Source organism: Burkholderia sp. IO2 (assembly GCF_029522185.1).
In the GTDB taxonomy this organism is placed as follows: Bacteria; Pseudomonadota; Gammaproteobacteria; order Burkholderiales; family Burkholderiaceae; genus Burkholderia; species Burkholderia cenocepacia.
On sequence record NZ_JAKWFH010000103.1, the window covers coordinates 1 to 12010 of the forward strand.

General features: G+C 66.9%; 12 protein-coding genes and 1 pseudogene. 9 read left to right on the forward strand and 4 right to left on the reverse strand.

Features of this window, described 5'->3' with window-relative positions; all coding sequences use genetic code 11:
- The 6 genes and pseudogenes from MMB92_RS34160 to MMB92_RS34185 form a co-directional block, all read left to right on the forward strand.
- A pseudogene (locus MMB92_RS34160) lies at positions 1–225 on the forward strand (FUSC family protein); the annotation flags it as partial.
- A 34-nt stretch (positions 226–259) separates the two neighbouring features.
- A complete protein-coding gene (locus tag MMB92_RS34165) occupies positions 260–472 on the forward strand; it encodes a DUF1656 domain-containing protein (protein ID WP_006481008.1) in 213 nt (70 codons plus the stop codon).
- Position 473: 1 nt separating this feature from the next.
- Positions 474–1451: an HlyD family secretion protein gene (locus tag MMB92_RS34170; RefSeq protein ID WP_277563239.1), complete on the forward strand. Its 978-nt coding sequence runs from the start codon at positions 474–476 to the stop codon at positions 1449–1451.
- Positions 1448–2935, forward strand: coding sequence for an efflux transporter outer membrane subunit (locus MMB92_RS34175; protein WP_212150688.1), 1488 nt, complete (start codon positions 1448–1450; stop codon positions 2933–2935). Before MMB92_RS34170 ends, MMB92_RS34175 begins: the two co-directional genes overlap by 4 nt.
- A gap of 168 nt (positions 2936–3103) precedes the next feature.
- A complete protein-coding gene (locus MMB92_RS34180) occupies positions 3104–3529 on the forward strand; it encodes a TOBE domain-containing protein (protein ID WP_077056899.1) in 426 nt (141 codons plus the stop codon).
- 75 nt (positions 3530–3604) lie between these two features.
- Entirely contained in the window at positions 3605–4195 is a 591-nt protein-coding gene (locus tag MMB92_RS34185) for a nitrogen fixation protein NifQ (protein WP_277563240.1), read from the forward strand.
- A gap of 306 nt (positions 4196–4501) precedes the next feature.
- Here the strand turns inward: MMB92_RS34185 and MMB92_RS34190 are convergent, their stop codons facing one another.
- Together MMB92_RS34190 and MMB92_RS34195 are read right to left on the reverse strand one after the other, a co-directional pair.
- On the reverse strand, positions 4502–5563 hold the full coding sequence (locus MMB92_RS34190; RefSeq protein ID WP_277563241.1) for a DMT family transporter: 1062 nt from the start codon (positions 5561–5563) through the stop codon (positions 4502–4504).
- 485 nt (positions 5564–6048) lie between these two features.
- A complete protein-coding gene (locus tag MMB92_RS34195) occupies positions 6049–6720 on the reverse strand; it encodes a ProQ/FinO family protein (RefSeq protein ID WP_006497845.1) in 672 nt (223 codons plus the stop codon).
- Positions 6721–7359: 639 nt separating this feature from the next.
- Here MMB92_RS34195 and MMB92_RS34200 point away from each other — a divergent pair.
- The gene (locus tag MMB92_RS34200; protein ID WP_006497843.1) at positions 7360–7944 is read left to right on the forward strand and encodes a DUF2889 domain-containing protein; all 585 of its coding nucleotides are present in this window, start codon (positions 7360–7362) and stop codon (positions 7942–7944) included.
- A 105-nt stretch (positions 7945–8049) separates the two neighbouring features.
- On the opposite strand, the gene MMB92_RS34205 is transcribed toward MMB92_RS34200, so the two are convergent.
- Together MMB92_RS34205 and MMB92_RS34210 are read right to left on the reverse strand one after the other, a co-directional pair.
- Positions 8050–8541: an NAD(P)H-dependent oxidoreductase gene (locus MMB92_RS34205; protein ID WP_006489078.1), complete on the reverse strand. Its 492-nt coding sequence runs from the start codon at positions 8539–8541 to the stop codon at positions 8050–8052.
- 194 nt (positions 8542–8735) lie between these two features.
- Positions 8736–9389, reverse strand: coding sequence for a TetR/AcrR family transcriptional regulator (locus MMB92_RS34210; protein WP_006489088.1), 654 nt, complete (start codon positions 9387–9389; stop codon positions 8736–8738).
- A gap of 83 nt (positions 9390–9472) precedes the next feature.
- Between MMB92_RS34210 and MMB92_RS34215 the strand changes: the two genes are divergently transcribed.
- Entirely contained in the window at positions 9473–10597 is a 1125-nt protein-coding gene (locus MMB92_RS34215; RefSeq protein ID WP_275525934.1) for an MBL fold metallo-hydrolase, read from the forward strand.
- 131 nt (positions 10598–10728) lie between these two features.
- Positions 10729–11745 (forward strand): AraC family transcriptional regulator, encoded by a 1017-nt coding sequence (locus tag MMB92_RS34220; protein ID WP_006491931.1) that lies wholly within the window; start codon positions 10729–10731, stop codon positions 11743–11745.
- Positions 11746–12010 lie beyond the last annotated feature (265 nt).

Consider the following 12010-nt stretch of genomic DNA (forward strand, 5'->3'; position numbering starts at 1 on the left):
CCCGCGCCGCCCGCGCTGCTGGCGACGATCGACGACGCGCTGCGGCGCGTGGCCGGCCGCACCCTGCCGGACGCCGCGCCGACCGACGGCACGGCCGCACCCGCGGTGCCCGCCACGCACCGCCGGCTGCGCGACACGCTGCATGCGCTCGTCGGCCTGCGCCTGTCGCTGTATCCGGCCGCGTCCGCGCAAGCGCCGCAGCCGCCGGACGGAGCGCGCGCATGAGCCGGCTTTCCACCTTGTCCTTCCGACCGCGACCATGATCGGCGAAATCGATATCTTCGGCGTGTTCGTGCCGGCCCCGCTCGTGCTGATGCTGATCGCCTACCTGATCAACATCGTCGTGCGCGCGGTGCTCGAACGCGTCGGCTTCTACCGCCTCGTCTGGCACCGTTCGATCTTCGACCTCGGCATCTACGTATTCGTGCTGGCCGCCGTCGTGATCGTGTCCCACCAACTCGTGGCTACCTAACGTGAAAAAAACCTGGCTCTCGGCAGGGCAAGTCCTGCTCACCCTGATCGTCGTCGTCGTGGCCGGCCTCGTGCTGTGGCGCATCATCAACTACTACATGTTCTCGCCGTGGACGCGCGACGGGCACGTGCGCGCCGACGTGATCCAGGTCGCGCCGGACGTGTCGGGCCTCATCACGTCGGTGCAGGTCGCCGACAACCAGGAGGTCAAGCGCGGCCAGGTGCTGTTCGTGATCGACCAGGCGCGCTACGCGCTCGCGGAGCGGCTCGCCGAAGCGACGCTCGCGCAGCGCCGCGCGACGCTGGCGCAGGCGAAGCGCGAATACGCGCGCAACCTGCAGCTCGGCAACCTGGTCGCGAGCGAACAGGTCGAGGAAAGCCGCACGCGCGTCGAGCAGGGCGAAGCGAGCGTCGCCGATGCGCAGGTGTCGCTCGACACCGCGAAGCTGAACCTGCAGCGCACGACGATCGTCAGTCCCGTGGACGGCTACCTGAACGACCGCGCCCCGCGCGTCGGCGAGTACGTGCCGACCGGCCGCGCGGTGCTGTCGGTCGTCGACCGCAACTCGTTCCGCGTCGACGGCTACTTCGAGGAAACCAAGCTGCGCGGCATCCATATCGGCCAGCCGGTCGACATCATCGTGATGGGCGAGCCGCATGCGCTGCGCGGCCACGTGCAGAGCATCGTCGCCGCGATCGAGGATCGCGACCGCACGCAGGGCGCGAATCTGCTGCCGAACGTGAATCCGGCGTTCAGCTGGGTGCGGCTCGCGCAGCGCGTGCCGGTGCGCGTCGTGCTCGACGAGGTGCCCGACGACTTCCGGATGATCGCGGGCCGCACCGCGACCGTGTCGATGCGCGGCGCCGACGCGCGCCGCAACGACAACGCGAAGCCGGTGGGCGCCAGCACCGCATCGGCGAGCGCGCCAGTTCCGGCTGCGTCCGGTACGGCCGCGAGCGCCACCGGAGCCTCGCAATGAAGCAGCACGGTCTGCGCGTCGCGGCAACGCTCGCCCCGCTGGCGCTCGCACTCGGTGCGTGCAAGTCGGTCGGCCCCGACTACACGCTGCCGCAGCACGCGTACGTCAATGCGCCGCTCGCGAATCATGCGCTCGACGACGCGAACGGCGCGCTGGTGTCGCGCGACGCGGTGCCCGGCAACTGGTGGCAGCTGTACGACGACCCGGTCCTCGACGGGCTCGTGCGCGACGCGTTGAAGTCGAACACCGACCTGCGCGTCGCCGCGGCCAACCTCGCCCGCTCGCGCGCGGCGCTGGTGGTCGCGAACGAACAGGGCGGATTCTCGGGCGGCGCGGAAGCGGCCGTGCAGCGCGCGCAGGAATCGGCCGAGCAATACCTGCTCGAAAACAAGCTGCCGGTCGTCAACGAAGGCACGGTCGGCATCAACGTGTCGTACGAGCTCGACCTGTTCGGCAAGCTGCGGCGCGGCGTCGAAGCCGCGCGCGCGGACAGCGAGGCCGTCAAGGCGGCCGGCGACCTCGCGCGCATCACGGTCGTGGCCGACGTCGTGCGCGCGTACGTCGAAGCGTGCTCGGCCGGCGACGAACTGGCGATCGCGAAGCAGTCGCTCGCGTTGCAGCAGCAGCGCGTGAAACTGTCGCAGCGGCTGCGCGATGCCGGACGCGGCAACCAGACCGACGTGACGCGCGGCGTGACGCAGGTGCGCACGCTCTCCGCCGACATTCCGCGCTTCGAGGGCCGCCGCAAGGTCGCGCAGTACCAGCTCGCCGCGCTGCTCGCGCGCGCGCCGGCCGATCTGCCGAAGGCCGCCGCCGAATGCGAACGCCTGCCGAAGCTGCGTCAGCCGATTCCGATCGGCGACGGCGCCGCGCTGTTGCGCCGCCGCCCCGACGTGCGCGAAGCCGAGCGGCAGCTCGCCGCCGCGACCGCGCGGATCGGCGTGGCAACCGCCGCGCTGTACCCGTCGGTCAGCATCGGCGCGTCGGCCGGCTCGGTCGGCGTCGCCGCCGATCTGTTCTCGTCCACCACGAATCGCTGGTCGTTCGGTCCGCTGATCAGCTGGTCGTTCCCCGTCAACGGCCAGCGCGCGCGCGTGCGCGAGGCCGAAGCCGCGACGGGCGGCGCACTCGCGCACTTCGACGGCGTCGTGCTGAATGCGCTGCGCGAAACGCAGTCGAGCCTCGCGACCTATGCCGCCGACGTGCAGCGTACGGACGCGCTGCGCACCGCGTACGAGTCGGCCCGCAATTCCGCCGCCGAAACCCATCGTCTCTACGCGGCCGGCCGCGAATCGTTCATCGCCGATCTCGATGCGACGCGCACGTTGACGAGCGTGCAGGCGCAGGTCGCGGCGGCCGAAGGCCAGGTCGCGGCCGACCAGGTGCGGCTCTTCCTCGCGCTCGGTGGCGGGTGGGAGAGCGACGGCGCGACGGCTGCCGGCTCCGCCGCCGCGACGCCCGCGAGCGGCCCGTCAGCGCCGTAGCGTCATCGCCGCCGGCACGAAACGCGCGATGACAGCGAGTTTTCGTGATGCGCGTCATGGCATCCGCTGGGCGACGCCCACCCGCGTTGCCGGTACACTGGCCGATGCATTTCCATTCATCTGCTGCCGCAGCCGGGCCGGCCGCGGCATCCACCTCGGAGAATCATCATGCGAACCAGCGCCCGCAACCAATTCGCCGGCCAGATCGGCGCCGTCAAGCCCGGTGCCGTCAACGACGAAATCACGCTGCGCACGCAGGACGGCCTCGAGATCGTCGCCGTGATCACCCACGGCAGCGCGGCGTCGCTGGGTCTCGCGGCCGGCACGAAGGCGTTCGCGCTCGTCAAGGCATCGTCGGTCATCGTGATGGTCGATGTGGACAGCAGCAAGGTGTCGGCGCGCAACTGCGTGACGGGCACCGTCGCGTCGGTCGCGAAGGGCGCGGTCAATTCGGAAGTCGTGATCAAGGCCGCGGGCAGCGCGGAGATCGTCGCGATCGTCACCAACGACAGCGTCGATCGTCTCGGCCTCGCGAGCGGCACCGCTGCGTCCGCGATCTTCAAGGCGTCGAGCGTGATCGTCGGCGTCGAGTGATCGTGTGACGATCGCGATGGTGATACGTCGTGCACGTCGCATGCGTTCGGCCTGGTTCCCGTCCGGAGGCTGACGATGACCGCTTCGGCCGATCGCACGTACGAACAGGCGTTGCAGTCGCTGCAATCTGCGACAGCCAACGCCGACGTGCCCGATGCCCGGTTGTTCGGCACACTCGTTGCGGCACGCGCGGGGCGTAACGAACTGACGCTGCTGGGCTTGTCTCCCGACCGGTTCGCCTGGCTGCTGGCCCGGCAGTTTCCGCATCTGCGATCCGCCGATATCGCCGCACTCGCGCCGACGGTCACGCCGCCAGCGCTGCCGGCCACGCACGCGGCATTCGTCGCGACGCTGCACGCGCGGTTGATGGACGACGCGAATCCCGCGGTCGCTCGCGACGATGCCGACTGCCTCGCCGCGATCATCGCGCATGCGTGTCTGCGCCCCGATCATCTGTGGCGCGACCTCGGGCTCGATGGGCGCGACGCGGTATCCGCGATGCTCGAACGCTTTTTCCCCGCGCTTGCCGCGCACAACGTCGCGCATCTGCGCTGGAAGAAATTCCTTGCGCAGGAAGTGGCCGCATCGCTCGGTGTGGCGCCCGGGCCCGCCCCCGGATGCCCGGGCTGCGAGGATTTCGGTTTCTGCTTTCCTCGCGCGCGATAATCGGCGCGGCAACGTACGTACCGTCGTCTGTTTCGTCGCGTCGCTAGCGAGAACCTGCCGTTACGCGACTTCGACGCCACATTCCGCTTCCACGAGCCGGCATCGCGCGCAACATCGACCGAATGATCGTCGAACGCGCGATCCGGTTAACGGAGCGCATTCCGCACCCTCAACGCGACCCGGTGACGAGCGGCCTTCGATGTGCGGTCGCCGGCACATGCGTCGACGACCTGTCGACGACCGGCTGTCCGCGTTTCCCATAAACGGTCACCTTGCGACGCGCGACACGCATTGCTCACGACACGATCAATGCCGATGCCGGTGATGAATATCCGGAAAATGCGCATGGCTGTGCGTGATCGGCAAATGCACGTGCGGATGCGTGTGCGGTTCGTCGCCGTCGTACGGAAAATCGTGCGAGTGCTGGTGATGGTCGTCGTGCCGATGCCGGTGCGTATGCTCGAGCCGCTCGTGCTCATGCGCGTGCTCGTGCCGTTCGCGCACGTGCAGCCAGATGCCGAGCGCCATCAGCGCAGCTGCGATCCAGAACGTCGCGGGCGGCAGCGCGGGCCAGATCAGCAACGACAACACGACCCCGAACAGCGGCGCGATCGAAAAATACGTGCCGGTGCGCGCGCTGCCGAGATGACGCAGCGCGACGACGAACAGCACGAGGCTGATCCCGTAGCCGCCGAGCCCCGTCAGCATCGCCGCGGCCGTAACCGGTATCGCGGGCAGCGTCGCGCCGGTCGCCAGCGCGATGCCGATGTTCACCGGCCCGGCGATCAGCCCTTTCAGGCACGCAATCACCATCGCGTCGTTCGCGGCCACCTTGCGGGTCAGGTTGTTGTCGATCGCCCAGCACAGGCACGCACCGACGATCAGCCACGCGCCGACCGGCACGCCGGCGCGGTCCGGCGTCCACGACAACAGCGTGCCGCCGGCGACGATCGCCACCATGCCGACGAATATCTGCGTATCGACGTTCTCGCGAAACACGACCCACGCGATCACCGCCGTCAGCACGCCTTCGAGATTGAGCAGCAACGCACTCGTCGCCGCCGGCGTGCTCGACAGCCCGAGCATCAGCAAAGCCGGGCCCGCCACGCCGCCCGCCGCGATCGCACCGGCCAGCCACGGCAGATCGGTACGCCGTAGCGGCGCCGCATCCGCAGCCGGTGCGCGACGGCTGTGCCAGCCGCGCAGCAGGATCCCGATGCCGAGCCCGATGCCGCTGCCGAGATAGAACAGGCCCGCAACCATGAACGGCGACATCGCGCCGATCAGCGCCTTGGCAAGCGGTGTCGCGGCGCCGAACAGCGCAGCGGCGGCGAGCGCGACGAAAATCGCGGAATGTCTCGGGTTCATGATCCGGGTTGTATCGACGTGGATGAAGCTGAGCATGACTCGGGGCCGACGCGGGCTTGCCTTACTTTTCGAAAGGCTGCTTGTATCGCGGCGATTGGCTTGCCCGCAGTCCGACGATCCAGCCGTGATTATCGCGCGCCGTTTTGTCGGGATGGGCACACGGGACCGCGCGCGCGTCGATCGACGTTTTTCACGCCATCATTTCGTAAAACGAATTATCTGACTGACGCACCGGATTAATCGGTGATGCGTATTATTTACGTTCCATCAGCACGGTCGAAATATCGTGTGCGCCAGGATCGAACGTTGTCCGTCCGGTCGCGTTGATTGTTCGACGAGAGAGAGGGGAATGTCCCGGCCGGATCGGCGCCGGTGAAGGCAGTCCCGACCTGCCTCTGTCGAGGCAAGTCGGTCTGTCGTGTGATTCATCGCATGCAACCTGCATGCGAGCACGCGCCGTACGGTCGACGGCAGCGCAGTGCGGATTACTCGTTGCCGGCCGCTTGCTGCTCGACCTGCGGCGCGACGTCGGTCTGCACCTTCGTTTCCGCTTCGGCTTCCGCCGGTTGCGGCGCGGCAGCTGCCTCGGCCTGCTGCTCGGCCTTCGGCTGCTGCGGCGCCCCCTTGGCCGACTGCGCCGCGCCCTTGTTCGGGCGGCGAGCCTTCAGGCGGCGCGCACGCGCCGCATCGTCGTGCGTCACGCGCCCGGCTTCGTTGCCCTGCAGGTCGACGCGCACCGCGTCTTCGACGAGGCAGGACCAGTAGCGGTTGCCACGGCACCACGTCGACATCGCTTCGCGCAGTTCGGCTTCGTTGAGGCCGACGGCCTGCGCTTCGCGGGCGAGATCGTCCCAGATGCCGACCTTGAGCGGCACTTTGGGGGCCGGATTCTTCGGGAACGCGCGCGGAAACTTCCGCTGCAGTTTGCCGATTGCGACGATGACCGGATCGACCGGCGCCGACGGCTTTGCCGAGGCAGGCTTCGCCCGATGCTGCGCCTTCGCGCCGGCACCCGGCTTGGCGCCGCGGGACGGCTGGTCGCCGGACTTCGGCTTCACACCGGCGTCCGTCGGCGCTGCCGGCCGCTTCGCGTTGCGCTCCTGCTTGGCCTTCGCTGCGAGCTGCGCCCGCAATTCGGCAAGTTGTTCAAAACCCATAAATTCAATCCACCAGGAATATAAGGTGTGGTTCGTGCGGCCATGCCGCGCGGCACAAAAGCTTCGCCGCCATGCGCGCGGCCGGCCTGCCGCCGGTGCGGAATACTACGGGGCCGCATCGCGCACGCCACTCTGTTTTCAGGCACCCGGCCTCGATGCCGGACAAGGCAGGAGTGGAAGTATACCGGTACGCGGGACGGCCGGTTGACTCACCGGTCTGCATTCACCCGATTCGGGGCACCGGAAATGCGTCCGCGCGGTCGTGTTGCGCATTATATGGATACGCTTCCGGATGTCACGCCATTCGCGGCCACGGCCGGAAATCGGGGCGGGCCGACCGATACGCGATCTTCCGCGCGACCCACAGTCGAACGGCGGCGTATCGCATCCGCGACGCGTTGTGCGGACCTGCGACGTCGCGCGACACGCGTCCTTGACGCTCGTGTGCACCGGCATCGATACACGACTCGTTGCGTCCGCATCGATCGCGGCGCGGACGAAGATATCGGAAAGTGCGTAGTATGGCCGCATCGACTTCGTTGGCAGCATGTCTCGCCTGCTTTTCCCCACGCGCCCGGTCAGCCGGGCGCGATCCCGTTGCCTGCGAAAAGCCCCGGTTACACGAGATGGAGCGGATGCATGGTTTCCCAAGACGACACCCCACACGACGGCATCACGCGCGAGGAGATTCACCATCGGCAGATCGACATGCGCGGCTATCGGCGCAGCGACGGCCTGTTCGAAGTGACGGCCTGCCTCGCGGACCGCAAGACCAGCGATTTCACACCGCCCGGCGGCGCGCGGACGGTCGTGGCGCGGACGCCGCTCCACGATCTCGGCGTGACGCTGGTGTTCGACGTCGACATGGTCGTCCGCGCCGTATCCACGTTCATTCGTTCGCATCCGTATGCGCAGTGTCCGGGCGGCGGCGACTCGCTGCAGGCGCTCGTCGGATTGAACATCGGCGCCGGCTGGAACAGCGAGGTTCGCAAGCGCCTGCCGTCCTGCGATACGTGCACACACCTGAAGGAATTGCTCGGCCCGATCGCGACGACGGCCTATCAGACGATGGTCGGCATGCGGCGATCGTCGCTCGATTACCGCGACAGCGAAGGAAAGCCGCTCAAGATCGACAGTTGCTACGCCTACGGCGCGTCGCGCGATCTCGTGAAGCGTCTTTGGCCTGAATATCACCGGCCTTCGACCACGGTAAAAGACAGCTGAAGTGCCGGGACCCGGCGGGTTCGGCGTTTGCGGAATGAGTATTGCGCGAACAGCCGCCAATCCTGTCGATGTTCATTCGGCAGATCGACGCCGCCGCATCCGGCATCAGAAAACGCCCAGCGCAAGTCCCGCGGCAAGGCCCGCACCCAGTTCGGCGCAGCGCGCGAGTGCTTCGCTGTCGATCGTCTTCGTCGCGAGAATACGTTCTGGCGTCTGCGCATGCGTGCAGACGATCAGCCCGGGCGCCACGTTCTTCAGCCGCCATCCGGTCGCGATCCGGTCGATCTGGCGCAACGCGTTCTGTCCGTCGCTTCCCGCGCAAATCATCGCCGCATACGGCCGGCCGTTCACGCGATCGAGCGCCGCGTAGTAGCAGCGATCGAAGAAATCCTTCATCAGGCCGGACATCGCCGCAAGATTCTCCGGCGTCGCGAACAGGTACGCGTCGGCGGCCAGCACGTCCGCTGCACTCGTTGCGTCCGCGCGCTGCAACCTGACGTCGACGCCAGGCTGCTCGCGCGCCGCTGCGGCAGCCGCTGCGGCCATCTGCTGCGTGCCTCCGGTCATCGTGTGATAGACGATCAACAGCGTCTTCATGGGTCGTTGCTCGCGTCCGGCTTCGGATGCGCCGGCGGTATCGTTCAGTCTAGGCCAGATGGCCGATCGACACGGGTGGGCGCCATTTGGCGTTCGTGCTTCCAGGGATCGCCGGTTTGCCCGCTCGTCGACGCCGCGCGCACATCGCAGTGGCTTCGAGCTGTCCGTCGATCTGGATGCTTCCGGTGGCGCGTTCAGTCTTGCTGGCGATGCGGTGCGACGCCGTCGTCCGGTCGCGCGTAGTACGCGAGGAACATGTCGGCAGCCGATTCCGCAACTTTCTGCTGCTCCTGCGCCGTCAACGGCGGCTGGCCCATCGTGATCTGCGGCCAGAACGCGAAGGCCTTCACGGCGCCATGCAGCTGATGCGCGGCGAACACCGGATCGGTGACCGACAGGCGGCCGGCCGCCGCTGCCGCACGCACCCAGACCGTGAGGTCTTCCTCCCGCTCGCTGAGACGCTCGACCATGTCGCGCGCCCGTTCCGGCGAATGGATGGCCGCGCCGATCGCGACACGCGCCAGCGCGAGGAAGGCCTCATCATTCATCAAGCGCAATTTGCGGTCGAGCAACGCGAGCAGTTGCTCGCGCAGCGGTACGTCGGCGCGATAGGTCGGCGAACTGCCAGTCCGGGTCGCCTCCCACAGCTTGTTCAGGATCGCGGCGAACAGCGTCTCCTTGCCCGGGAAGTGGTTGTAGACGGTGCGCTTCGACACGTCCGCGCGCGCAGCGATGCGATCCATGCTCGTCGCATCGTAGCCGGCCGCGAGAAATTCCTCGATTGCCGCATCGACGATGGCCGCGCGCTTTCGGTCGGTCAGACGCTGAGGGGGAGTGCTGGTATCCATCGAGAAATTTTACACCGGGCAGTTTACTTATCCCAAAAATAAACTACACTGTTTAGTGTACTTTATTCTCCGGATGAACCGACATGGCATCGCCTCTCGTTTTGATTCACCGCATTCTGGGTTTCGCGGCCGCCCGACGTGGCCGGACGCTGTCCGGCAGTTCGCCGCAGCACGATGGCGAGCGCTTTGCCAATGTTGCTCCGCGCCCCGCCGAAGGACTGGGCAAGACGCTGGGAATCGCGTGGAACATGCTGGTCAACAAGCCGCGTCATACGGTGCCTGCCGGCACGTTGCCGGTCGATTCGCTGACCCGCGCGGAGCTCGAGGCGGCGCCCGATCGCAGCCTCTACCGGCTCGGCCATTCGACGCTGTTGCTGAAGTTGCGCGGTGAATTCTGGTTGACCGATCCGGTATTTGCCGAGCGCGCGTCGCCGTTTCGGCGTATCGGGCCCAAGCGCTTCCATGCGCCACCGATTGCGCTGGAAGAGCTTCCGCCGCTGCGCGGCGTGATCCTGTCGCACGACCATTACGATCACCTCGATCGCGACACGGTGCTCGCGCTCGCCGCAATCACCGGCGTGTTCGCGACGACGCTGGGCGTCGGCGATCGGCTGATCGAATGGGGGATCGACGCGAACCAGGTCCGCCAGCTCGACTGGTGGCAAAGCGTGGACGTGGCCGGGGTGACGCTGACGGCGACGCCTGCCCAGCACTTCTCCGGGCGCAGCCTGTTCGACGGCAACAGTACGCTGTGGGCGTCGTGGGTGATCGTCGACGACGACCTGCGCCTGTTCTTCAGCGGCGACACCGGCTATTTCGACGGTTTCCGGGAAATCGGCGAGCGCCTCGGACCGTTCGACGTCACGCTGATCGAAACAGGCGCCTATGATACGCAATGGCCTTACGTGCACATGCAGCCGGAAGAAACCGTGCAGGCGCACATCGATTTGCGCGGGCGCTGGCTGATCCCGATCCACAACGGCACGTTCGACCTCGCGATGCATCGCTGGCAGGAGCCGTTCGAGCGCGTCACGGCGCTGGCGCTCGTGCGCGGCATCGAGCTGTCGACGCCGCGGATGGGCGAACGCCTCGATCTCGACACACCGCATCGCGGCGAACGCTGGTGGCGCACGGTCGACGAGCGCGCGACGGCACCGGCGGCGAAATCGCGACGCTGGCAGTTTTGCGCATCGCAGGCAACGAAGTAGTCCGCCAGTCGCGGCACGCACATGCCTTCCGTGAAGACGGCCGTGCCGCGATTCCAGGCGGTGCACGCGTTGCCGGCCTCCCCTGCACGTCGACGGCATGCCTGTCGACCCGATTACCTGAGTGAGAAGTCATGCACCCGGCATCCGCCCGATACATATCCGGCCAACAAGACGACGACATTGCCATCGCGGCATTCGACCAGGCAAGCCACCGTTCGACCGGCCGCAGCCGCGAGAACGAACTGCGACGGACCCTTGCGGAGCGCGTCGCGAGGTGGACCGAAGGTGTCGATCACCTCGACACGGCCATTCCCAACTTGAGCTTTCACCGACGGGAAGCGCCGACGCAGCCGATGGAGTGCATGGTCGAGCCGAGCTTCGGCCTCGTCGTTCAAGGTGCAAAGCGGGTCATGCAGAGTGGGGATGCCTACATCTACGATGCCGATCGCTTTCTGATCACGTCTCTCGACCTGCCCGGTTCGACGCAGATCATTGAGGCCAGCCCCGACAAACCGTTTCTCGGGCTCGGTCTCAAGCTCGATTTTCGCGTCATGGCCGAACTGATGATGCAAGTCGCGCCGGATCACGACGATGCGCCAGCAGGCCGCGGACTCGTCGTCGGCGACATGACCGAACCACTGTACGACGCGCTGAATCGGTTACTCGCGCTGCTGGACGACCCGCACGCCATTGCGGTTCTCGGCCCGTACATCGAGCGGGAAATCTACTACCGGCTGCTGACGAGCGACCAGGGCGGCCGCCTGCGACAGATTGCGTCCACCGGCAGCCAGTGCAACCGTGTGTCGCGCGCGATCCGGTGGCTGCGCGCTCACTATGACGAGTCGTTGCGTGTCGATGACCTTGCGGCGCAGGTTCAGATGAGCAGTTCGACGTTCCATCACCACTTCCGTCAGCTCACCGGCATGAGTCCGCTGCAATACCAGAAATGGATACGGCTCAACGAGGCACGTCGGCTGATGCTGGCCGAGCGGCTCGACGCTGCGTCGGCGGCGTTCAGGGTCGGGTATGCGAGCCCGACGCAGTTCAACCGGGAATATAGCCGGCTGTTTGGTAATTCTCCGCGACGGGATATCGATAGCCTGCGAGGCGGAGCGGACGTCGCGTTGTCGATTGTGGCGAGTTATTGATTGCGGTGCGGCGGCGGAGATGTGTCGGTTTCGACGGGATTCGAAGGGCTGAAATTGGCTTCGCACACGCGACGTCGACGGGCTTGGGTTGAAGCGTTGGACACCGATATGTTTCCAGCTCGGATGAATGCTCGGCGTCTTGTATGTTCAGTACTGACCAGTACGGTAAAGTCTGGTGGTAGCCAGACGAGACCGTGCAGTTTGCCCCGCGCTTGGGTGTTGGAGCCCGTGACTGAGTACAAAACGCACGGTTGCCGTGCTGGTC

What these genes read in the sequence shown, in the direction of transcription:
- MMB92_RS34165 (WP_006481008.1), top strand. Translation starts at nt 260, where the DNA reads ATGATCGGCGAAATCGATATCTTCGGCGTGTTCGTGCCGGCCCCGCTC.
- MMB92_RS34175 (WP_212150688.1), top strand. Translation starts at nt 1,448, where the DNA reads ATGAAGCAGCACGGTCTGCGCGTCGCGGCAACGCTCGCCCCGCTGGCG.
- MMB92_RS34180 (WP_077056899.1), top strand. Translation starts at nt 3,104, where the DNA reads ATGCGAACCAGCGCCCGCAACCAATTCGCCGGCCAGATCGGCGCCGTC.
- MMB92_RS34185 (WP_277563240.1), top strand. Translation starts at nt 3,605, where the DNA reads ATGACCGCTTCGGCCGATCGCACGTACGAACAGGCGTTGCAGTCGCTG.
- MMB92_RS34190 (WP_277563241.1), bottom strand. Translation starts at nt 5,563, where the DNA reads ATGAACCCGAGACATTCCGCGATTTTCGTCGCGCTCGCCGCCGCTGCG.
- MMB92_RS34195 (WP_006497845.1), bottom strand. Translation starts at nt 6,720, where the DNA reads ATGGGTTTTGAACAACTTGCCGAATTGCGGGCGCAGCTCGCAGCGAAG.
- MMB92_RS34200 (WP_006497843.1), top strand. Translation starts at nt 7,360, where the DNA reads ATGGTTTCCCAAGACGACACCCCACACGACGGCATCACGCGCGAGGAG.
- MMB92_RS34205 (WP_006489078.1), bottom strand. Translation starts at nt 8,541, where the DNA reads ATGAAGACGCTGTTGATCGTCTATCACACGATGACCGGAGGCACGCAG.
- MMB92_RS34210 (WP_006489088.1), bottom strand. Translation starts at nt 9,389, where the DNA reads ATGGATACCAGCACTCCCCCTCAGCGTCTGACCGACCGAAAGCGCGCG.
- MMB92_RS34215 (WP_275525934.1), top strand. Translation starts at nt 9,473, where the DNA reads ATGGCATCGCCTCTCGTTTTGATTCACCGCATTCTGGGTTTCGCGGCC.
- MMB92_RS34220 (WP_006491931.1), top strand. Translation starts at nt 10,729, where the DNA reads ATGCACCCGGCATCCGCCCGATACATATCCGGCCAACAAGACGACGAC.